Below are 21,465 nucleotides of genomic sequence, written 5' to 3'. Positions count from 1 at the left end.
GACATGTATTAGTGTCGACATGTCGTGTGCCGAGAAAGGTGCGAAAAACGCACGTCTCGTGTGGTGGTTATGATGCCAAGAAGGGCAGAATGACACGAGTTGCCGTAACCAAGTTGGCCTGCGGCTGACATTGGAATCGACCACTCAAGGAATTGCAATGTGATCAGGATTTTGCCAGCCATTCTGCTCGTTGCTTCGGTCCCTGCCCACGCGGCGGTTTTCTACGTTGCCCCCCATGGCAACGACCGAGCGGTCGGGAATTCGCTGGGAACAGCGTGGCAAACCGTCCAGCGCGCGCAGCAAAGTGCGCAACCTGGCGATACGGTTTACTTTCGTGGGGGACGCTATGTCGTCACGTCAGGCGTCAACCGTTGCACCACGCGCACAGACACCGTGAATGCTGTCACGTTGGACAAAAGCGGCTTCGAGGGAAAGCCGATCCGCTATTGGGCTTATCCCGGCGAAAAACCCGTGTTCGATTTCTCCGCGATGAAGGACGAATGCCGGGTCAAAGGCTTCAACGTCACCGGAAGCTGGCTACATCTGAAGGGACTCGAGATCACCGGCGCACCGCAGCAGCCGAACAACCATCTCAATCACGAATCCTGGGGCATCTGGAACAACGGCAGCCACAATATTTACGAACGGCTCGACCTTCATCACAACATGGGGCCGGGATTGTTCATCCAGGATGGCAGTTATAATCTGGTCCTGAACACCGATTCTCACCACAATTACGATCCCTATACCTCCAACGGCGCCGGACAGAGCGCGGACGGCTTCGGCGCGCACATCAAGGCTGGCCGCCCGGGCAACGTCTTTCGTGGTGACCGCGCCTGGGCCAATTCGGACGACGGCTTCGACCTGATCAACGCGTTGTCGCCGGTGACGATCGAACAGTCCTGGGCATGGCAGCAAGGTTATCTGCCCGGCACGCGCACGCCTCTGGCGGCAGGCAACGGCAATGGTATCAAGGCTGGCGGCTATGGCGGACGCTATGTTGCGAACGCCGTCAAGCACATCGTCCGCTTCTCGGTCGCGTTCGACAACAAAGCGGCGGGATTCTATGCCAACCATCATCCACTGGCCTTGGACTTCATCAACAACACCGCTTTTGGCAACGGCGTCCAATACGATATGCTGGGTATCTCGGCCGATGGCTCTCCGATCGCGCTTGGCAATATGCGCAACAACATTGCCTGTGGCAAAGTTTTGACCGCGCATACGAGCGGCCTGGACATGGCGCACAACTCTTGGACCTTGCCGATCCGAGTGACGCGCGCCGATTTTCAAGACGTTTCTGACCATCATTGGGACGCACCACGCCAGGCCGATGGGAGCCTCCCTATATTACGCAGCTTCCATCTGCGATCCGGAAGTCCGCTGAAAGGTATGGGCGCGTTCGACTAAGGGAAGCATTCATCATAGGTCATTGCGCTGACCCGGTATCGGGTCAGACCTTGGCCGTGCGGTCCAGCCGATCCGACCAAGCGTTCCGAGGATGATCGAGTGCGGCACCTTGAAGGTCCGGCAGACGGATGTCTTGCTGCCCCCGCCATCCAGCGCGGCGGTGATCCGCGCCGTTCCGCATCTTCACGGCAGTGTAGATGTGCCGGACGAACGGCTCGCCCACGTCGCGCCGTTGGGCGGGAAGTACATTGCCTCACGGGCAACTATCTGACGCGGTGCCGCTGTCCTACGTCGTCGTGCCGTGATCAGGTACGGCATGGTCCAGACATCATGCCGCAACCCGCACGACGAGCCTGTATCATGCCATGTGCAGACCCTTCCCAGCGTGTGCACTTTGTGAACTTCACTCGCCGCTCAGCCCCGAAACACGGCGATCGGGCCCGAACGCACGAAGGGCGGGGCGTGACCGATGTCACGCCCCGCCCCTGTCACGTCCAGCGTATGCCCTGTGCGGGCAAAGGCTTAGAAGTGGGTGATGATGCCGAGCATCGGACGGAAGCTCTGCGCTGCGCCGAAGGTGTTGACCTCGGCGCGGATGCGGAAGCCTGCGTTGCCGGTGATGCCCTTGAGGCCGATGCTCTGCGGACCGACTTCTGCGCCGATGCCGTAGGTGATCGCGTTGTAGTCACGGTTGGTGTTTCCGCCATTGGTCGCGAACTGCGAGAAATGGTCGAAGTTGACCCACTGGTAGCCGACCTTGCCGTACAGGATGCCGCTGTCGCCGGCGCGGAAGCCGAAGCGGCCTGCTGCGCCATATTCCCAATCGATGTTGCCATCGACGCCCTTGATGACGTTGCCTTCGACGCCGACGAAGACGGGGCCGAGCGGCACGTTGACGCCGAGGACGCCCTGCACGAGCGCGCCGTCTGCGCGGTAGTTGTTACGGACCGAGCCGTCCGAGTTCAGGGCGCGCGGGATGCCGTGGTTGCCCTGGTTGTCGAACTGCTCCCAACCGCCCATCACGCCGAAATACGGCTCGATGCCGAACGCCTTGGAGCCGTCGGGTGCAGCCGCTTCGCCGGGGGCTGCGCTGTTGTCGACGGGGGCTGCGCTGGTATCGACGGGCGCAGGCGCCGGTGCCGACATGTCCTGTGCGAAGGCAGGGGCTGCGAATGCGGTGGCAGCGAGGACGAGGGCCAGGGAAAGCGTACGCATGGAGAATTAGACCTTCTATCGTTTATTTCGTGGCCCCCGGCCGCACGATGCAGCGGCTTGGATCAGGCTTCGAAACCGGCCGCTACCCGCTTTGTTGCAATAAAAATACAGCTGCGCAGGAACTTTCCTGCGGTGTTGCACTGCAGCAACGGTTCCTGACAGGATGATGAACGACAGGCCTCCGCGGCTACGAGCTGCTTTTGCAGCGTCTGGGAGAGTGGCCTTGTTCGGCGTGATCAATGGCTCCCAATCGGGCGTACTGTTGCCGGTACGCTCATCGATTACCTGTCGATCCGAATGTCATTTAATCGCCGATCGGGCTTTCGCCATGCTTGCGCAGGACGTCGTTGAACGCTTCGGCCATCAATGCCTGGAGGCTCCTGCCCTGTCGACGCGCCAGCGTATGCATCGCGAACGACATTTCGGGCGAGAAGAACCCCGCGATCTGTTTGCGGCCCTGCCGACTGGCCGGACCGGTCGATGCCCCCTGCCCCGCCACCGATTGGACGGGAGCGACTGGCTCGGACGCGGTACGATCGCGCAGATTGGCGAACGAGGGTTTGCGGCTCATGCTGTGATCTTCCTCTTGTGCGCCGATTTTACGGGCTGTGTCGACGTGCCAGTTTGTCGACATGTCCACTCGTAGATATGTCGAATATCCTCGGCCGCCTTGCCGCTCGGCTCGAACTCCATGACGGTACGGCCTTCGGCACTGGCGTGACGGAAAGCGGCGCGATCGGGAATCTGGATCGGGCAGGCCGGCGTCCCGAAGCTTTCGACGAGTTCGCCAGCTTCCTGATAGACTCGCGGGGCATTCGGCGATCCCGCAGTGAACACGACGAAGGCAGGTTTGCGAAGCAGCTGAACCAGTTTGGCGGTCGTCTGGATCGCCGACAGGTCGAACGCGCTGGGTCGGCACGGGATCAATACGAGGTCGGCGATCTCGACCGCAGCGCGTGCGGCGCTGTCGGCATGCGGTGGTGTGTCGATGACGATGAACTCGGCCCCCTGTTCCTTTGCCTGCGCGACCTTGGCAGCCAAGCGCGGTGGCGGACTGTCGATCACCTCGGGTGGTGCTTCGCTTCGCCATGCAGCCCATTGGCTCGCAGTCGCTTGTGGATCGGTGTCGATAACCAGTGCCACGCGGCCGGCGTCATGTGCGGCTGCGGCGAGATGCAGGGCCAGTGTTGTTTTTCCGGCACCGCCCTTCTGGCTGATGATGGCAATTGTCGTCATGTCAAAACCCCTACATGTCTACATGCGGACAAATCGCTGGTATTGGCAAGCCCTTTATATCGATCTCGGGCCGTATGCCGATGCGTCTGCGGCGAAGGCATTCGGACAACCTCTCGTATTCTATCGATATGACGCGGCAACCTCGAAGACCGCCACGTTTGGTGACGAACCACGCTCTCCGCTTGCTCCAGCTAGGGAGCATTTCGACAGTCGATTTGCGTGATGGCTTCTGTAGTTTTTGTCGGTGTTCTTTTCGGCGCTCGCTTTCTAATTAATCAACTCTGTAGGGGTTGAGACTGCATTTGAGACTCGCGCTCGATGCGATCGAGGCTTGCGCCTAATTTCGCAAGCATCTTTCCCAGTTGCCCGCCGACCGTCACGTTCGCCAAATCCCGACATGACAACCCCGACATCATTGCCGCGAGGTCCTCGGCCCGATCTCCCTGTTGCTGAACGACGTCGTCAGGCATCGGCGCGGGCCGCATCCAGCGAGGCAGATAGGCAAGCACGCGTTGGGGCAGGGTAGGGCGGTACACGTTGGACGTCTGCCGATAGCGCGGTCCTGCTCCTTGTGCTTCGACGCGCTTGAATCGCCGTTGCCTGACGAGAAACCCGATATCTTCCAGGATATGCAGCGCGCGAGCGATCGTTGCACGGCCGAGACTCGTCGCGTTGGACAGATGGTCGTAGCTTGGAAAGACGCGCCCCTTGTTGAGCCGCGCCAGGGTAAGGATCTCTTCGTAGACCCGGACCGCGGCCGCAGTGAGCAGGACGATCCGACGTTCGGCCGCGGTCAGCGTGCGATCGCCGGCCCGCGCCTCGCGTCGCAGCTGACGGCCTGCATCGAGCGTGCGCCTGGCAATCCGCAGCAGCTTGTCGGTCTCCCCCTTGGCGGGAATGGTGAAGAACAGCTCCTCGAATGTCCCCGCCTCAATGCTGTCGCGCAACACCGGCGCACCGGTGCGATGCGGACTGCCTGAACGTACGTCTGTCCCTAGAGGCGGCCTACGAGACGAACGTCCTCCTGCACATGCGCCCAGCGCGCGCGCGGTCGCCTGGCCCAAGGTAAAAACAGCCATCTTCCATCCCCTTATGGGGCTGGGACCAAGACAAAAAGAGACCATGGCGCGAAACGCGCATCCTTGAACCGAGGTCCGTGTCAGGCTATGTGGAGAGGGTCGGTGAGTTTCGACCCCGGAATCGACGTTTGGCGACGTCGCTCCATCAATAACTTGGGATGCCCGGCCTTCGTGCCGGGCTTTCCTTTATGGGGTCACAGCCGCTCCAGTTTGAGTTCCACCGGTATCATCACCGACATTGCGCAATTTTCGCAGTTAATCGCCAATAACGAAAGCGTCTGTGGTTCGTGCTTTCGAGTATCAATTACGAAAAATGATCGATTATCTTATCGAAAGTTCGTGCTTTCGAGTATCAATTCATGCGCGCATTCGTGCTTTCGAGTATCAATTCGCGGGAAAGTTCGTGCTTTCGAGTATCAATTAAAACAGGTCCTCCGACTCGGCGTCGCCTGATTCGCGGCCCGATTCGCGGATCGTTTCGCGAGCCGTTTCACGGGCCATTTCACGGGGCGCCTTCGACATCGGTTCCGCTGTCGATAAAAGCTGACGGGACAGACGGGGTTTGGGATGTTCGTCGAGCGCCGTGAGCCGCCTAGTGATCACAACCCTGACGGGGTTGGTCTTGCGGCCTCGCTTGACGACATCGGTGCTGTCGGGATCGCTGACGGTCTCTACCAGTTCGAGCCTGTAGTCGGGGATCGTGTCCGCGACGACGATCTGCCGCAACGCGGCACGAAAGTTCGCCAACGGGTTCTGATAGCCGATCTGCAACCGGAACGTCGCGAGATCGATCTCGAACCCATCGCCATTGCCCGTCGATCGCGCGACTTCGTAGATCCGCCGTTCGATCGGACCGAGTTGAAAATAGGCCGCGGCATAGTCGAGCACGTGTCGGTCGAGCAGGATCGCGCGAAACAGCCAGTCGCACAGCCGCACTTTGACGGCCTTCAGACGGCGTTCGCCGGCGCGGGTCTTGTTATAATGAAGCTTGGCTTCCGATAGCCAAGAGAAGAACCCTTCCTCGCCTTCGCCGCCCGCCTCGATATTGGTCTTGATCTGGGTACCCTGGAGCCGCTCGAGCGCCTCGGACAGGCGTCCGTAGGAGCGCGCACTGTGGTTGCTGCCGGTGACGCTGAACAGATCGTGCGCGGTAAAGACAAAATCTTGCGCAACGTCCTCGCCGGCCTCGAGCTTAGCGGCCATGAGACTGGCGATATAAAGTACGATCTCCTTGTCGTAGATCGTCGCGACGCCACTGGCACTCGGCCGCACTTCGATCGTGACGGTGTCAGTCTTGTAGCTCAGCGGCTTCATCCACGCATTCTTGCTGAGCGCGAAGAACGGGAACGCCATCAACGATCGCTCGCCGCGGATCTCCCCATATAACGGGCTGTCGAGCAGGAAGAGGTCGCCCTGCGGGATATCCGCCTGGCCAGCGCTCGACTTGCGGGCTTTCGCGCGCGGGGCAGGGGGGCGCTTGGTGGGGCTTGGTCGGGTCATCGGCTATTTCTACTCGAAAGCACGAACTTTTGGGAGCCTGCCAAGGGAGACCGAGGGGAAAATCACGGTTTTGGGTAGAAAGCTCGTGCTTTCGAGTATGAATTCACCGGATGGCGTACCGCAGGCCATGACAGGCTACACGTCGCTGCGCATCGCGATATAGCGTCGATCAACAGACATGTCTGCATGTCGACATGTACAATTAGGATAAGGGGGTTATTGCTCCCGTCGACGTAAAAAGCGGCTCCATGCCCCAGCAGGAATCTCGGTAGGCAAACGCGGTTGGCCACGATCGGTACGAAAGGCAGCTATAGAAGGCATAAAAAACCGGTTAGCGGGCGTTCAATTTTGATAGGACCCAATACTCACGCGGGTTTTATACCATACATGTCGGCACGTATACACGTCGACACTGGTACATGGTTCCTGGTTGTTGGCAGCATTGTCGGCCAGGCACAGCCGACAATGCTGCCGAGACAGCCGCAAACGTGCCCGACGAACCTGGTACAGAAAGCGGGTCGGGGGCGGGACGCATGTCCCACCCCGGACCCGATCCGCTCAGGCCTTGGCCTTCATCGCCTCGATCAATTTCTTGACCTCCTGGCTGCGGCCGCGCGGCATGATCAGGACGTCGTTACCGCTGGCGACCACGATAAGGTCCTCGACGCCGACCAGCGATACGCGGATGCCGTCGCTGCGCACGAAGCAGTTCTGCGTATCGATCGCCAGAACATGGCCGTCCTTGTCGCTGCGATGCGCGTTGCCGCTGGCGTCGAGGTCGCTGATCGCATGCAGTGCGTCCCAGCTGCCGACGTCGTTCCAGCCCATCGCGACCGGTACCACCGCAACGCGGTCGGCCTTTTCCATGACCGCATAATCGATCGAATCGTCGGGCGACGCGGCAAAGGCGGCCGCATCGGGATAGATCCGCGTGCCCTCGGTCCGGGCCGTGTCCATCGCTTCGCGCGTCGCGACGAGGATACCCGGATGGAACTGCGCCAGCGCCTCGAGATAGGCATCGGCGAGAAACAGGAAGATCCCGCCGTTCCAGGCATGATCGCCGCTCGCCAGCATCGACTGCGCCTTATCGAGTGGCGGCTTCTCGACGAAGCGCGCGACGCGGTTGATACCGGGCTGGAGTTCCTCGCCGATCTGGATCCAGCCATAGCCGGTCTCGGGTGCATCGGGCGCGATCCCGAAGGTGACGAGCCAGCCCTGTGACACGAGCGGCATCGCCGCCTCGATGGCTGCGTGGAACGCAGCGACGTCGCCGATAACGTGATCGGACGGCATCACCAGCAGCGCGTCGCCACCGCCACCCGCCGAGGCGGCCTTTGCCGCGAGCGCGGCCAGCGCGATCGCCGGCGCGGTGTTGCGGCCGGCGGGTTCGAGGATCAGCGCCTGCGGCGTCGCACCGGCCTCGGCGAGCTGCCGCTCGACCAGATCGGCATGGCGCGCATTGGCGACGACGATCGGCGCGGCGAACCTATCGCCCAGCGCCCGCCCTGCGGTCAGTTGCAGCATGGTCTCGTCCGCCGTCAGTGCCAGCATCTGCTTGGGCATTTCGGGACGCGACATCGGCCAGAGGCGCGTTCCCGAACCGCCGGACAGGATAACGGGAACGATCTTACGTACGGTCATGAGTCCTCCAGATTTCGCCGAGCTATAACGGCGGGTCCGTCCCTGCCGAAGCCGTCTTCTTTCACGGGTTCAAGCATCCTTCGGCTATGTAGACCCAGGGCCGTACAGCCAGATCACGGGTGCTTGCCCTCGCGGCCTTTAAGCATGAAGCACGCCGAAATTCAATCATACCATCCTACATGTCGACAGGTCGAGGTGTAGGATGCTGGTATTACGAGATCGCCGTAACCTGCCCGCTGGCCGACAAAGCGCCCGACATGTTTGCAATTCCGTGCCGCGGACTGGCCGCTTCAAGCCGTGCGATCACACCTTCCGTCACACGCGTGAGCGCTTCTTCGGAAAAGAAACCGCCGGGTATCAGACACTGGTCGATGAGCACGCGGCGGAAGGCCGCAAAGGTCTCGGGGTCGGGCTTGCCGGGGTCACGCCAGAAATCGTCCAGCGATCCCTGAAAGGTTATACCCTCCATATCATAGACTGCATGGCCAAGCGCGATCACCGGAACGCCTTGCATCAACGCCAGCGTGCCGCTGGTACTGTTGATCGTCACCATGCCTTTCGCCTTGCAGGCGATCGGAACCATATCACCGCTTTCGAGATAGTCGATGCGATCCGATACGCCGTGCAGTGCCGCAAGCGACGCCGTTTCTTCGCGCCAGTCTCGGACACCATTATCGAGCGGATGCTCCTTGATGACCAGCCGCAGGGGGGCTGCGGTGTTCTCCGCAAAGGAATGGATGACCATCCGCAGCGCATCGGCGATGCCGGCAAAGCTCGAATGCAGCCGGATCTGGGCATCGGAATCGAGCTGTAAGGGAAAAAGGACGTAAGGGTCGCCGCGGTTTTCCAATTCCGTGATCAATGCAGCCGAGCGCACCGCCGCCTCCTTGCGCCCGCGCAACCGGCGTACCCAGCCCATTGCCTCGACCAGCGGATGCCACGGCCGGTGATTGGCCCAGTGCGGGTAGTACCAGCGGCTGAAGACGTCAGCGACGTTATAGGCGACGGCCTCGAGTGCGCGGCGACGGAACGACGACGCCACCTGCCGATGCTCCGGGATCGGCGGAAGCGTTGCCGCCTGGGCACGGTACCAGGCGGGATCGCGGGGTAAACTCGAATGCCCGTTCACGCCGCCCAGTTCCAGCGTCACCCAGTCCGGCCGGATATAGCCCTCTTCGAACACATGAACGGGGATATGGAGGTCTCGGCACACTTGGGTCGCGCCCAGATGCATCGCCCGGCAATCGCCGAACAGCATGACATCGGTGATCTCATGCTCGCCGAGCAATCGCACCAGGGCGTCAGGCCAGTCGTCGAGCGATCCGCGATAATCGATGCCGTTCGGCAACCGCCAGAACAGCCGGTCACCGCCATTGAAATTGACCTTGTAGACCCCGTACCCATGCTTGCGCAGAGCCTTGCCGACCCGGGCGAAGAGGGGGCCCATCAACCCTTGCAGAAGCAGGATGTTACGTCGTGCCGGCGGTCGCACCGAACTCGGCGCCGCTATCTTGGGGGTAATGTCAGGCACGTCGGCAAAGGGAGGAAGCATGCGGCAGCCTTTCATACATATACGATGCAGGCGATAGACATATAATGCGGTGCATCATGGCTGTTGTCCGTCGGCATTCGAGGCGTGGGCCCGGCAGCTAGATAGGTTGACGTGCCGAGGCAAGATTACCGGACGGTGACAGCCTGACGGCCGGCCGCTATAAGCCCGCCCCTATACATTCGCCGTCGTCTACTTTTGCGCGTCGATTTCATGACCTCCCTTCGAGCCCGATAACGCGGCAGACCTGTGACGATCGGTTTCATTTCATTCCTGCTGATGCAGAGCGTCTCGCTGGTGCTCGATGCGACGGTGCGGCCGCGACACCGCCATCGCGGTCGCGTGCTGCGAAGTGCTCAAGGGTTGATCCTGCACTGTCTGACGATGACGGCCCTGTTCGGCCTGATCCTGGCTGTTTCGGGAAGCGCGCCGGTTGCCGCCACCTTGGTCGTCGCGCTCATGGCCGTGTTCGTAACCGCGTCGAACGCCAAGCATGCCATGCTGGGCGAGCCGCTGCTCTTCTCTGATCTGGCGTTGCTGTCCGGGCTCGTCCGTCATCCCGGGTTCTATTTCACGGCGCTTTCGACGCAACAGAAGGCGGGGCTGACGATCGGCGCGCTCGGCTTGCTCCTCGCGCTGGTCTGGCTGTTCGTCGCGTATCTCACGCCACACCTCGTGGGCGCGGGCGTGCTGCTGCTCGCAGGCGGTGCCTTGGCCGCGCTGCTCTGCGGCAAGGCCTTTGCCGGTCTGGCGCGGACACCCGACATCGACGCCGATCTCGCCCGCCATGGCCTGATCGCGACCTTGCTACTGTATTGGCGGCGGTGGCGGGAAACGCCCGATCCTCCCATGTGCCCGGCCGGACCTCCTGACGGATCGCTCCCCGCAGCCGATTTCGACCGCCCCGACCTCGTCATTGTCATTCAGTGCGAATCCTTTGCCGATCCCGTCGACCTGACGACCGATCCCCGACACGCCTTGCCCGGCCTCGCCCGCGCGCGCGCATCGGCTGCGCAATGGGGGAACCTCGGCGTCAGCGGGTTCGGCGCCTATACGATGCGGACCGAATTCGGCGTACTGTTCGGTCGTAGCGAGGCGGCACTGGGCTTTCGCCGCTACGATCCGTTTCTGACCGCGCGTGGGGAAGGCTCCTATGCCTTGTCCGCGAGGCTTGGTGCAGCAGGCTATCGCTGCCTGTTCGTGCACCCGCATGACCTGCGCTTCTACGGGCGCGACGAGATGATGCCGGCGATCGGTTTCGATCGGCTGATCGGGGAGGAGCATTTCCCGCCGGCGATACCGGGCACCGGCCGCTACGTCGGCGATCGGACACTCGGTGCGTCGTTACGCACGCTGATCGCCGATGCTGCAGCACCGACGTTCATCTATGCGGTGACGATGGAAAACCACGGTCCCTGGATGAAGGACCGGTTGACCGGTTCGCCGGGTGGGCTCGACGCCTATCTCCACCATGTCCGCAACAGCGACACGATGCTGACGGAGCTGATCGACGGTCTCGCCGACACCGGTCGCTCCGCGCTCCTGGTCTTTTTTGGTGATCATCGACCGAGCATCCCCGGCGTGGCGGAGCCGGGACCGGTCCGTCACACGCCTTATGTGATGCTGCGGTTCGTCGACGGGAAAGCCGTCCCGGACAATGATGACCGCGTCGATCTTACCCCCGACCAACTACATCATGCCATCTTGCGCGCCGTCCGCGGAAGCTGACATCACTTCGGCCTGAGGCTGCGCAGCAATCGATCACGTAAGGCGGCCGGCAACAGACGATCGACCAGACGCAGCGCGGCAAACGGCCAGGGCAGGACCAGATGCGCCTCTCCCCGCGCGCTCGCCCGTACGATCCGCGCGGCAACGTCGTCCGGTTGCATCAGAAGGCGCTGTGGTGCCGCGACCTGACGCCCCTCCGGGGTATCAATCGGGCCGGGCGAGGCTAGCATCACGCTGACGCCATAAGGCGCTACGCCGATACGCAGGGCCTGCGCGAAGCGGGCAAGTCCTGCCTTCGATCCGGCATACGCCGCGGCGAAGGGGAGGGCGTGAAAGGCCGCAGCCGATCCGATCAAGACGATATGGCCGCGACCGCGCGCCGCCATCCTGTCGGCCAGCGCCGCGGCCATCGCGCTCGGGGTGACGAAGTTCACCAAACCCAGCCTGACCATCCGTACAGGGTCTTCGCTCCGTTCGTCGCTACCCTGAATATCGCCGAGCCCGGCAGCGAGCACGGCGATGTCGATGGCACCCACGGCCTCTTCCTCGTCTATCGCAGCGAGTGCTGCTGCCGGATCGACAAGATCGAGCAAGCGGAGCGTCACCATCGCCCCGGTGCCGCGGCACTGCTCTGCGACCCTGTCGAGCCGCTCGCGATCCCGTCCCCATAATACCAGCAGGACATCCGGACCGGCATAGTGCCGCGCAATCGCGGCACCCAGCCCTCGCGATGCACCGGTAATGAGAATTCGCTGTCGCACGTCTATCCTGAAGGCCCCTTATCCCGAACGGTTTTGGCAGGTGCATCGTCTACACCACAACTTGGCCCGATCTGGAACCAGAACACCGACGGATGCCATCTGTGGTAAGCTTCGGATAATCTATCCCTCGTAGTGTGACTTGACAGCGGTACCCCGCCTCTGTCCATAGCGGCGGTATGAGTATGCGTAGACAAGAGCCAAAGCCGAACCACGGCGGGGGCGCCGAGTATCCGCAACGCCTCCGGCTGTTTCGCAGCGACCTGCTAGAACGCCTTACCGTGATATCGCCCCGGGCGTTCGTGGCAACCTGGTCCGTTCTTCTCGTACTGGTTGCATGGGCTGGATGGGGAACAGTGACGCCGCTGACCTGGGTCGGACTGGTGATGACGGGTCTGCTGATCTGGTCGCTGTTCGAATATTGCATGCACCGCTTTCTTTTCCACCTGGAATTACAGTCGGAAATGGGCCGCTGGCTTGGCTATGTGATGCATGGCAACCATCATTCCGATCCAAACGATCCCTATCGCAGCCTGATGCCCCCGATCGTCAGCGTAACCTGGTCGGGAGCGATCTGGGCTGGCCTGGCGATGGCGTTCGGGCCCGCTGGAACGGTAATCTTCCTGGGGTTTGCGATCGGCTACGTGTCGTATGACGCCATTCATTACGCGTGCCATCAGCTACCGGCCCGTGGCCGCATGATGCGCGCGTTGCGCCGCCATCACCTTCGGCATCATTTCGGCCGTCGCGACGGCAACTATGCGATCACGACGATTTTCTGGGATCGCCTGTTCGGCTCGCATATCTCCGCCAAGGCAGCGGCAACCGCACCGGAGCCCCGCGCGCACTCCTGAATTTGGAGGCGATTGATCCAAATCGAATGACGATTGCGGGATCAGGGGGGACGTGACGACAGACCCGGTGCGTTGCCCTCAGCGACGCCCTTTCATCATCCGGCCCTGGATCTGGCGAAGACGCGTGACCCAGCCAAGCCGATTGACGGCATCCCCAGCGACCATCCGGGCGAACAGGGTTTCGGGTTCGCAGGGCAGGCCGCTTACCGGGTCGAGATACCGCGGATAGAGGATCAGCACGCCGGCCACGAGTTCGTCGAGCTTCAGCCCGCGCCCTCGACGGTCCGACAGCGGCATGAGATCGCGCGTCAGACCCCAACCGGCATAGAAGGGCATGCCGTGACAGGTAACGTCGCACCCGCGCAGTAACGCCTCGAAACCGGTGAGCGACGTCAGGACATGGACCGCGTCGACCCGTTCGAGCAGCGCGGCCATGCCGCCTCCGCGGACAATCCGGTCGGCGACCTGCAACGCATCGGCATCGGGGACAGCACCTTTGCGATGTCCCGCATCGACATCGGGGTGCGGCCGGAACCAGATTTCGGCCTCGGGCTCCAGCGCGCGCGCGCGCCGCAGCAGCTCGAGGTTGCTGGCAAGGCCTCCGCCACCCAGTTTCACCGACATGTCGTCTTCGACCTGCCCGGGTACCAGCACGAGCCGGCGCCCCGGTTCGCGTGCCGGAAACACATGTTGGGCGCTGCCGCCATATTTGCTGATCCCGCCCGCCAGGATGGCTGCGCGGAGTTGTACTGCGCGCGCTAGCAACGCCGGCGGAAACTGCGTTTCCGCGAGCAAGGTCTCGAGATCGCTGGCACGGCTCGGATCATAATGGATCCCCCGCCAGTCGATGGTGATCGAGGAGGGCGGCACCATGTCGCTGCCCAGTCCTACCGATCGGACGAAGCCATCCTCGACCCGTACCAGCGGGACGCCCGCGGCCGCGGCATCGCGGACCATCGCCGGCGATATCCGCGACGGCCATACCGCGACGGCGCCACCCTGCCGTCTGGCATGGGCGATGGCGCGGTGTTCGGACGAGAAGAACCGCAACCGGCGATCCGGCTGCCAGAGGAAGCGCGCGATCTCGCGCCGCTTCCACCACGCGATACCGCAGGCTGCGCCGATATCGCGATTGCCCTCGCATATCCGCCGCCAGAATCCGAGATGCGCGATGGTCGCATCGACGCCGGCCGCCAAACCGGTCGGCGGGTCGCGATACCGGATGCCGAACACGGCATTCGCGATCCGCTGGCGTCGCTCATGCGGGGTCGTATCGAGCGTGCCATAGGTACCGTCCGACAGCACCCGTACGCGACATCCAACAATATCGGCCAAGGCCACCCATTCGTCACCGCCATGCGCGAACAGCTGCACGTCCTCTTTGAGCAGCGACCAGGGATCGACCTCCCCAAAGACTACCGCCCCACGCAAACGCGGCGCGCTGAATGCCGGGTCGCCCGCCAGACCGGCCGGCAGGAGCCACAGGACCGTGTCCTGTTCCGCATCGGCCGTGCCCGCGCGGAGGTCGGCGATCTCGGACGCCGACCATGCGCGGACGATCGTGCGGGCGTTTGACGCAGCGACGGGTCTCTCCCAGAAGGGTCCGCCTACCCTGGCATCCCGAATGGCGGCAAAGACCCGCTCGATTTCGGCGTCCTCGATCACCGGGACGGTGACAGGTTCGACTCCAGGTATCGAACCCGGATCCGTCACGGCAGCGCCGGGGAAAGGCGGCGCCCGGAGCAACGGAAGGCGTACGCCCTGCAGGGCCGCGTACGTCACGGTACCGCCACCCCGTCCGGATGCGCGGGCGCAGCCGCGGTCTTGAGCCCGGCATTGCTCCACGGCTGGCCGAGTATCCTGCGCAACCGATCGCGGATCGACCATGCCAGCGGCGCGCGACGTTCCGCGATTCCCGGCAGGCTGAACGGATCGAACCCCGTCCAGGGCAGGAAGGGATTGCGGCGCCCATAGGTCCAGATCTCGATCCGCACCGACGGTCGCACCGAAGCGCCCCGCGCGTGAAACCCCGACGTGTCCGCGACGACCAGGGTATTGGCCGGGACGGCAAACGCCTGCGGTTCGGGAAGGTCGAGCGCGGCAAGTTCTTCCGTCGCGATCCGCAACGACCCACGCGCCGACAGTCGATCGAGACCCGCACGCGCACGGACGCTGCGGTCACGTTCCCAGGCCAGCCGCTGCGGCGTCATCCGGTGGGACCCTGGCACGTAGACGAACGGCCCTTCATCCACGGCAACGTCGGTCAGGAACAACCAGGCCTTGACCGTCGCGTGGAAGGTATCGGCGTGCAGCGCGGTCTGCGGGTCGGGCGCGGCATCGCTCACATGGCTGAGAATAGTCTGGATGTAGGCGATCGGCTCGCTGTTGAAGCTGCCGACATAGCGCATCAGCCCACGCCAGCGGGCACTGCCGATCAACCCGGCGACTGCCGGCATCGCCGCCAGCGCGGCGGGATCGAGCGCGATCCGCCGGGTGATCGTGTCGCCCTGCACCATTTCGCGCGCGGGACCGACATGCGCCAGCGCCTGTCGCTTTAGGTCGGCGAACATGTCGGCTGGAAGAAAGTCCCGCGTGAGGACGAAGCCGTCGCGGTCGAACGCAGCGCGATCCTCGGCCGAGACGAGATGCGCGAGCCGCTTGCGACGGACAGCGGCCAGCATCCCCGCCAGACGAACGCGCGCGACATGCAGGCCCCAACGATTAAGCAGGGGCGAACCGATGATCGGATTGTCGCTGAAGGCCTTGGCGCCGGTCGGCAATTGCGCGACCCACCAGGGCAACAAGAGGTAACGGGCCGGATTCATCGCCACCCTCTCTTCGAGGATACGGACGGACGCAAGCGTGCTGGGCACGCGCGCGCGATCATGGGCGGATCACGGGCGTCGATCCCAGGCGACGAGCTGCGCGCCGGCATCGTCAATCCGGATGATTCCGAACGCGCCGGTCCGCAATTTCAAGGTGGCGCACGCGCGTGCCTGCGTCATCAATGCGGCATCGGCGAGCAGCGCGAAGCGCGCGGCGCCGTTGCTCGTGACCAATAACGTCGTGCTGTGCGCCGACTCCGTTGGCGCGCAGATGGAAGTGGGTGCCGAGAAGAGCGCGCGCCATCCCGCAAGCCGCGCCTCGGCATCGACGATCCACCCAGGGGGCGCGGTGCCGTGTGTTTCCCATGCGACCAGTGCGTCGTTGCCGATCCGGTCGATCACGTCGCTCTCGATACGATCCTCGTCGATACCGTGGTCGATCTCGGCGAGCAGCGGCGCGGGTATACTCGTCGGAGCCTCGTCGAACGCGCCGCGGATTGCCTCGGCTGTCTCGCGCGTCCGCTGCAGGGGAGAACACAGGATGGTGTCGAAACGCCAGCCTTGCTCGGCGAACCAGCAACCCAGCCGTCGCGCCTGTTCATGACCGCTGGCAACGAGCGGCAGGTCGGTTCGTGCACCGATCCGGCGCGGCGCTTCGTGTTCGGCAAAGGTATTGCCGTGGCGGACGATGACGAACGTTCGGATCACGACGCGTAAGGATCGCCAAACCGACGGATCAGGTCCTCAGCGAGCGCGACATCCTCGGCGGTGTCTATCCCCGACATGGCATGGGTAGGCGGCGCGACCGCGATCGTCTGGATATCAAGACCCATTTCGAGAAAGCGCAACTGTTCGAGCCCTTCGAGACGCTCATAGCGGGTCGGGGGCATGGCCTCGAAGCGTTCCAACGCGTCGATCCGATAAGCATAGAGACCGAGGTGGCGGAACACCGGCGACAGCGCTCCCTCCGCGCGCAGGACGTCCTCGTCGCGGACGGCTGGGATGATCGTCTTCGAGAACCAGAAGGCCTTGCCTTCGGCATCCCTGGCGCAGGTCGTACCGCTAAACGGCGAGCGTGTCTTGTGCACACGCATCGCATCGAGTGCCGGCCAGTCAAGTTGGACAACCGGGGTGACGCAGGCGGCGGGGCTTGTGCGCGCGGCCGCAACCAGCGCGGCGACCATCTCGGCCGGAATGAACGGCGCATCACCCTGAAGGTTCACGACGATATTCGGGCGTATTTCGCGCTGCACCGCCGCGGCGCACGCGCGTCCCGAGCCCGACCGTATATCGCGTGCCGTCATTACTGCGTCGCAGCCGAGCGACCGGGCATGGGCCGCGATACGATCGTCGTCGGTCGCAACGACCACATCGCAATCGCCGGCGATCGTGGCGGCGGTGCGTGCGACTTGTACCACGCGCTCCAGCAAGGTCCGTCCGGCGATCCGGAGAAGCGGCTTTCCCGGCAACCGCGTCGATCCGTATCGTGCGGGAACGACGATCAGGTCGGTAGAAGGCGGAATGGGACTCAGACGACGCCAGCCCGCAGCAGGTCATGCACGTGCAACACGCCGATCAGCCTGGTGCCGTCGCACACGAACAACACCATGACGGCATTGGCGTTCATCGTGCGCAACGCCTCGGTCGACAGCGTCGTTGGCGGTACCGCCAGCGGGGTCGGCGTCATGTGCGCCTCGATCGGATCCTGCAAATGCTGGGTCGCGAAACTGCGCCGCAGATCGCCATCGGTAAACGCGCCGACCAGATTGCCCTCGGCATCGACGACGGCGGTCGAGCCATAGCGTTTGCGGCTCATCTCGAACGTCGCATCCATCAAAGATGCACCAAGCCGGACCACGGGGACCTCGTCGCCGCGGCCCATCAACTGTTCGACGGTGACGAGCTTTGCGCCCAGCTGGCCGCCCGGATGCAGCGACAGGAAATCCGACTTCGAAAAACCGCGTTGCTCGATCAGCGCGATCGCCAGCGCATCCCCCAATACCGCTTGCAGCGTCGTCGACGAGGTCGGCGCGAGTTCGTTCGGGCAGGCCTCGCGGACATGCGGCAGGACCAGGCAGATATGCGCAGCCTTCCCCGCCGTGCTGTTCGCCTTGGCGGTCGCGACGATCAGCGTGATGTTGAACCGGTGACAATAGGCGATGATGTCGCCGAGCTCGGTGGTTTCGCCCGACCAAGTGATCGCGAGCACGACGTCGCTCGGCGTGATCATGCCCAGATCGCCGTGGCTGGCTTCGCCTGGATGGATGAACAGCGACGGCGTGCCCGTCGAGGTCATTGTCGCGGCGATCTTGCGGCCGATGATGCCGCTCTTACCCATCCCGCTGACGATCAGCCGCCCTGAGGTCGCCGCAATGGCCGCGACCGATCGCTTGAAGGCATCGCAGAGCGCGGAATCCTCCAGCGCGATCGCGAGAATGTTGAGCGCCTCCTGTTCGATCCGAACTGTCTTCAACGCCGACGCCAGCGCGGCGTCGCCGACTTTACGCATTTCCATGGTCTGCAACTCGCCACCTCGTCGGACGGTCTCGTCATATCGCATATGGCGAAGCCGCCCCTTAAAAGATACACGACGGTCAGGGGCCGTCGCGCAGCGCATACTGCAAGTGCGACGGGCGATCCAGTTCATACAATTCTCGTGATCGACCGCAACGATACCGATTTTTCGCCGGTAATTGCGGTGGTCGTGGAATGACAAAAGGTAAAGCTAGATGCAATTGTGCGGCAAGGCGGTAGGCTCGACGGAACCTTTGTTCCTGATCGCTGGTCCATGCGCGATCGAAAACGAGTCGCTTGCGCTGTCGACCGCCGAGACGCTGAAAGGCATCGCGGACCAACTGGGCATCCTGCTGATCTACAAAAGTTCTTTCGACAAGGCCAACCGCAGTTCCGGTCTGTCCTTCCGTGGACCCGGGATGGACGAGGGCCTGCGCATCCTCGCCAAGGTGCGGTCGGAGATCGGCGTGCCCGTTCTCACCGACGTCCATACCACCGAACAGGTCGCTTCCGTCGCGGAGGTGGTGGACATGCTCCAGACGCCGGCGTTCCTCGCACGCCAGACCGATTTCATCGCGGCGGTCGCGGCCTGCGGCAAGCCGGTCAATATCAAGAAGGCGCAGTTCATGGCGCCGGGCGACATGAAGAACGTCATCGATAAGGCACGGCGCGCCGCGACCGAGGCGGGCTGCAATCCCGACAGCTTCACCGTGTGCGAACGCGGCGCGACGTTCGGCTACAACAATCTGGTATCGGACATGCGCAGTCTGGCGATCATGCGCGAGACCGGATGCCCCGTGGTGTTCGATGCGACCCATTCGGTGCAACTGCCGGGCGGGCAGGGCGATCGATCCGGTGGTCAGCGCGAGTTCGTGCCCGTCCTGGCGCGTGCCGCGGTCGGCGCCGGCGTTGCAGGCCTGTTCATCGAAACGCACCCCGATCCGGACCAGGCACTGTCGGATGGCCCGAATGCCTGGCCGCTGGGTGACATGGAGCCTCTGCTGCGTCAGCTGATGGCGATCGACGCGGTGGTCAAGGCGACACCAATGCTCTGACGTGCCGATGTTCCGGCACGCCCGCCTTACCGTGCGGGGAGGGTTTCCAGCCAGCGTTCGACGATGGCGAAATGCCCCTCCCAGCTCGGTGCGCGGTACGCGCGCATCGCCGCGATCTGCCGCGCGCGTTCGGGGGAGGGACCGCAGAAATCGAGGATCGTGCGTTCCCATTCGCCAGCGTCATGGACAGAAATGAACGTCGGGATCGTGTCGGCAATCTCGCGGAATACGGCAAGGTCGGATGCGATCACCGGCGCGCCGAGCTGCATCGCCTCAATGACCGGCATGCCGAACCCCTCGGCGAAGGAGGGCATCAACAGCGCTCGTGCACCCTTCAATAGCCCGGCCAATTCGCGGTCGTCGCATCGGCCGCGTTCGATCACCATGCCCTGCAGCGCCAGACTCCGGTCGAGCAATGCAAACGCCCCCTCGGCCTCCCAGCCGCGTTGCCCGACCAAAACCAGGCGGGGGGCGGCATCGCCAAGCCGTTCGACCAGCCGCTTCCACAGTTGCAACAGCAGCAGATGGTTCTTGCGTCCCTCGATCGTGCCGACGACCACGAAATAGGGGTGCTCGGCAGGCGTTGGCACGACATCGGACGGCAGAACATCGCCGGCGAGCCACGCAGCGACCATCGGCGGGCAGGGCAGGCTATGTGTTGCAGCGAAGTTGCGCAACGCCGTCAGCGTGGCCTCCGAATTGCCGATGATCCCGCTTGCGCTGATCAGTGCGTTAGTCATGCGCTGCACGTGCCGATCGGCTTCCCCCGGACGGCAGAATTCGGGGGTCTCGATCGGGATGAGATCGTGGATCAGATGGACCGCGCGCAGACCATGGTGGGCTATCCAGGCCACCAGGCTGTCGTCGTTCAGTCCGGTATGGCCGATGTTCAGATACAGTTGGCCGCGCTGCGGCGCGCCGGCAAAGGCGCTCGGGATCGCGCTGCCCAATATCCTGATCAGCTGTTGCCGGGACGGAGGCCCCGGTGCGACGAGCAATGCCATCAGGCGTCGCGAATGGTCGGCGGTCAGGACGATGCGCCGGCGCTTCCATTGCACGACGGCCTGCGCGCGCGGGCCGAAATGCTCGACATACGCCAGGCATACACGATCGATGCCGGTCGGTAGCCGACCAGACCAATATCGCCAGATCGAACGGCTGACATCGATAAGTACGGGGATCGGCACGGGACCATCATCGCGCGCGGATACGGGAGGGCGGTCGATCACGGTCATGATCGACGGTCACCAGACCGGTGATCAACGGGATAACGAACCCGGTAGAGGAATTGCACGGGGATGTCTGTCCTCGAAAACCGACGTGGAAGCACGTCGGAATGTGGCTCACCGAGGAATGCCACGGCTGCAGCTAGCGATATCGTCACTAGCTGCAGATTGCCTGTCGGCAAAGCTACGCCATCGACGGCCGAGACCGTCGATGGCGCTAACCGCTTACTTGAAGCGGATACCGATGCCGCCCATCACGCGCTGGCGCGAGGTGTGGTCGGAATACTGCGAGTAAACATACTGCGCGTTGACGTAGAGACCCGAAAGCGGCCCCTGGAAGCGGTTCGCCATCGAGGCTTCGACGCCACCGCCGACCTGATAGCCGTCGGTGTTGAAGTGGTTGTAGAAGCTCGTCTGGCCAGCCGGTGCGTCAAAGCGCTTGCGCTGCTCGTTAGTGACGTAACCGCCCTTTGCGAACACCAGCAGCTGCGGGGCGACCAGAACGCCTGCGCGAACGCCGACGCCGTATTCCTCGAACGACTTGTGGCAGATCGACCCGCCCGAAACGCCGGCGGTGCAGTTTTCACCAAAGCCGCTCGAACGCCAGTAGGTCGCTTCCGGTCCGATCACGATCCGCTCGCCGATCTGGCCGTCGAAGCCGATGCTCGCGCCGTAGCCGAGATTGTCGTCGTGGCGGCCCTGCGACTGGAAGCGATCGCCGCCAGCGTTACCTTCGATGCGGAAACCACGGAACGAGGTTGGACCGGTATCGGTTGTGGTCTGGGTCGTATCCGACGTCGTATCCTGTGCGAGGGCCGGGGTAGCAACGGCTGCAAAGCCCGCGATCGCGCAGAGCGCAACGAATTTACGCATGA

Annotated in this window: 19 protein-coding genes; 4 read left to right on the top strand and 15 right to left on the bottom strand. The window is 63.2% G+C overall.

Annotated features, from left to right (window positions below):
- Positions 1 to 159: 159 nt before the first annotated feature.
- A complete protein-coding gene (locus U1707_RS17900; RefSeq protein WP_332801415.1) occupies positions 160 to 1,410 on the top strand; it encodes a right-handed parallel beta-helix repeat-containing protein in 1,251 nt (416 codons plus the stop codon).
- Positions 1,411 to 1,932: 522 nt separating this feature from the next.
- On the opposite strand, the gene U1707_RS17895 is transcribed toward U1707_RS17900, so the two are convergent.
- The 7 genes from U1707_RS17895 to U1707_RS17865 all read right to left on the bottom strand — a co-directional run bounded on the left by U1707_RS17895 (position 1,933) and on the right by U1707_RS17865 (position 9,648).
- On the bottom strand, positions 1,933 to 2,625 hold the full coding sequence (locus U1707_RS17895) for an opacity protein (RefSeq protein ID WP_332801414.1): 693 nt from the start codon (positions 2,623 to 2,625) through the stop codon (positions 1,933 to 1,935).
- 304 nt (positions 2,626 to 2,929) lie between these two features.
- Positions 2,930 to 3,196, bottom strand: coding sequence for a ribbon-helix-helix domain-containing protein (locus U1707_RS17890; protein ID WP_332801413.1), 267 nt, complete (start codon positions 3,194 to 3,196; stop codon positions 2,930 to 2,932).
- Positions 3,193 to 3,861, bottom strand: a complete 669-nt coding sequence (gene parA, locus U1707_RS17885) for a ParA family partition ATPase (protein WP_332801412.1) — start codon at positions 3,859 to 3,861, stop codon at positions 3,193 to 3,195. Before parA ends, U1707_RS17890 begins: the two co-directional genes overlap by 4 nt.
- Before the next feature lie 275 nt (positions 3,862 to 4,136).
- Positions 4,137 to 4,811 carry a helix-turn-helix domain-containing protein gene (locus U1707_RS17880; RefSeq protein ID WP_332801411.1) on the bottom strand — a complete coding sequence of 225 codons (675 nt, stop codon included), beginning with the start codon at positions 4,809 to 4,811 and terminating at the stop codon, positions 4,137 to 4,139.
- A gap of 549 nt (positions 4,812 to 5,360) precedes the next feature.
- Positions 5,361 to 6,440 (bottom strand): replication initiator protein A, encoded by a 1,080-nt coding sequence (locus U1707_RS17875; RefSeq protein ID WP_332801410.1) that lies wholly within the window; start codon positions 6,438 to 6,440, stop codon positions 5,361 to 5,363.
- Between the two features lie 558 nt (positions 6,441 to 6,998).
- Positions 6,999 to 8,081, bottom strand: a complete 1,083-nt coding sequence (locus tag U1707_RS17870; protein WP_332801409.1) for a mannose-1-phosphate guanylyltransferase/mannose-6-phosphate isomerase — start codon at positions 8,079 to 8,081, stop codon at positions 6,999 to 7,001.
- A 211-nt stretch (positions 8,082 to 8,292) separates the two neighbouring features.
- Positions 8,293 to 9,648, bottom strand: coding sequence for a capsule polysaccharide biogenesis protein (locus U1707_RS17865; RefSeq protein ID WP_332801408.1), 1,356 nt, complete (start codon positions 9,646 to 9,648; stop codon positions 8,293 to 8,295).
- Positions 9,649 to 9,879: 231 nt separating this feature from the next.
- Here U1707_RS17865 and U1707_RS17860 point away from each other — a divergent pair, with 231 nt between their 5' ends.
- Complete coding sequence (locus U1707_RS17860) at positions 9,880 to 11,358, top strand: LTA synthase family protein (protein WP_332801407.1); 1,479 nt, start codon at positions 9,880 to 9,882, stop codon at positions 11,356 to 11,358.
- Between the two features lie 2 nt (positions 11,359 to 11,360).
- Here U1707_RS17860 and U1707_RS17855 read toward each other — a convergent pair whose 3' ends face one another.
- Positions 11,361 to 12,119 (bottom strand): SDR family NAD(P)-dependent oxidoreductase, encoded by a 759-nt coding sequence (locus U1707_RS17855; protein ID WP_332801406.1) that lies wholly within the window; start codon positions 12,117 to 12,119, stop codon positions 11,361 to 11,363.
- Positions 12,120 to 12,472: 353 nt separating this feature from the next.
- On the opposite strand from U1707_RS17855, the gene U1707_RS17850 reads away from it, so the two are divergent.
- A complete protein-coding gene (locus U1707_RS17850) occupies positions 12,473 to 12,970 on the top strand; it encodes a sterol desaturase family protein (RefSeq protein WP_332801405.1) in 498 nt (165 codons plus the stop codon).
- A 78-nt stretch (positions 12,971 to 13,048) separates the two neighbouring features.
- On the opposite strand, the gene U1707_RS17845 is transcribed toward U1707_RS17850, so the two are convergent.
- The 5 genes from U1707_RS17845 to U1707_RS17825 form a co-directional block, all read right to left on the bottom strand.
- Positions 13,049 to 14,683 (bottom strand): capsular polysaccharide export protein, LipB/KpsS family, encoded by a 1,635-nt coding sequence (locus U1707_RS17845; protein WP_332801404.1) that lies wholly within the window; start codon positions 14,681 to 14,683, stop codon positions 13,049 to 13,051.
- Between the two features lie 65 nt (positions 14,684 to 14,748).
- Positions 14,749 to 15,795 carry a phytanoyl-CoA dioxygenase family protein gene (locus U1707_RS17840; protein ID WP_332801403.1) on the bottom strand — a complete coding sequence of 349 codons (1,047 nt, stop codon included), beginning with the start codon at positions 15,793 to 15,795 and terminating at the stop codon, positions 14,749 to 14,751.
- A gap of 69 nt (positions 15,796 to 15,864) precedes the next feature.
- Complete coding sequence (locus U1707_RS17835; protein WP_332801453.1) at positions 15,865 to 16,500, bottom strand: histidine phosphatase family protein; 636 nt, start codon at positions 16,498 to 16,500, stop codon at positions 15,865 to 15,867.
- Positions 16,500 to 17,318 (bottom strand): 3-deoxy-manno-octulosonate cytidylyltransferase, encoded by an 819-nt coding sequence (locus U1707_RS17830; RefSeq protein WP_332801452.1) that lies wholly within the window; start codon positions 17,316 to 17,318, stop codon positions 16,500 to 16,502. Before U1707_RS17830 ends, U1707_RS17835 begins: the two co-directional genes overlap by 1 nt.
- A 5-nt stretch (positions 17,319 to 17,323) precedes the next feature.
- Positions 17,324 to 18,310, bottom strand: a complete 987-nt coding sequence (locus U1707_RS17825; protein ID WP_332801402.1) for a KpsF/GutQ family sugar-phosphate isomerase — start codon at positions 18,308 to 18,310, stop codon at positions 17,324 to 17,326.
- A 214-nt stretch (positions 18,311 to 18,524) separates the two neighbouring features.
- Here U1707_RS17825 and kdsA point away from each other — a divergent pair, with 214 nt between their 5' ends.
- The gene (kdsA, locus tag U1707_RS17820; protein ID WP_332801401.1) at positions 18,525 to 19,364 is read left to right on the top strand and encodes a 3-deoxy-8-phosphooctulonate synthase; all 840 of its coding nucleotides are present in this window, start codon (positions 18,525 to 18,527) and stop codon (positions 19,362 to 19,364) included.
- Between the two features lie 26 nt (positions 19,365 to 19,390).
- Here the strand turns inward: kdsA and U1707_RS17815 are convergent, their stop codons facing one another.
- Both U1707_RS17815 and U1707_RS17810 read right to left on the bottom strand, forming a co-directional pair.
- Positions 19,391 to 20,593, bottom strand: a complete 1,203-nt coding sequence (locus U1707_RS17815) for a glycosyltransferase family 4 protein (RefSeq protein WP_332801400.1) — start codon at positions 20,591 to 20,593, stop codon at positions 19,391 to 19,393.
- Positions 20,594 to 20,815: 222 nt separating this feature from the next.
- A complete protein-coding gene (locus tag U1707_RS17810; protein WP_332801399.1) occupies positions 20,816 to 21,463 on the bottom strand; it encodes an outer membrane protein in 648 nt (215 codons plus the stop codon).
- Between the last annotated feature and the right edge of the window lie 2 nt (positions 21,464 to 21,465).

Source organism: Sphingomonas sandaracina (assembly GCF_036663695.1).
In the GTDB taxonomy this organism is placed as follows: domain Bacteria; phylum Pseudomonadota; class Alphaproteobacteria; order Sphingomonadales; family Sphingomonadaceae; genus Sphingomonas.
This window is presented reverse-complemented; position numbering and strand designations above follow the sequence as displayed.

What these genes read in the sequence shown, in the direction of transcription:
- U1707_RS17810 (WP_332801399.1), bottom strand. Translation starts at nt 21,463, where the DNA reads ATGCGTAAATTCGTTGCGCTCTGCGCGATCGCGGGCTTTGCAGCCGTT.
- U1707_RS17875 (WP_332801410.1), bottom strand. Translation starts at nt 6,440, where the DNA reads ATGACCCGACCAAGCCCCACCAAGCGCCCCCCTGCCCCGCGCGCGAAA.
- U1707_RS17840 (WP_332801403.1), bottom strand. Translation starts at nt 15,795, where the DNA reads ATGAATCCGGCCCGTTACCTCTTGTTGCCCTGGTGGGTCGCGCAATTG.
- U1707_RS17870 (WP_332801409.1), bottom strand. Translation starts at nt 8,081, where the DNA reads ATGACCGTACGTAAGATCGTTCCCGTTATCCTGTCCGGCGGTTCGGGA.
- kdsA (WP_332801401.1), top strand. Translation starts at nt 18,525, where the DNA reads ATGCAATTGTGCGGCAAGGCGGTAGGCTCGACGGAACCTTTGTTCCTG.
- parA (WP_332801412.1), bottom strand. Translation starts at nt 3,861, where the DNA reads ATGACGACAATTGCCATCATCAGCCAGAAGGGCGGTGCCGGAAAAACA.
- U1707_RS17825 (WP_332801402.1), bottom strand. Translation starts at nt 18,310, where the DNA reads ATGGAAATGCGTAAAGTCGGCGACGCCGCGCTGGCGTCGGCGTTGAAG.
- U1707_RS17865 (WP_332801408.1), bottom strand. Translation starts at nt 9,648, where the DNA reads ATGAAAGGCTGCCGCATGCTTCCTCCCTTTGCCGACGTGCCTGACATT.
- U1707_RS17890 (WP_332801413.1), bottom strand. Translation starts at nt 3,196, where the DNA reads ATGAGCCGCAAACCCTCGTTCGCCAATCTGCGCGATCGTACCGCGTCC.
- U1707_RS17895 (WP_332801414.1), bottom strand. Translation starts at nt 2,625, where the DNA reads ATGCGTACGCTTTCCCTGGCCCTCGTCCTCGCTGCCACCGCATTCGCA.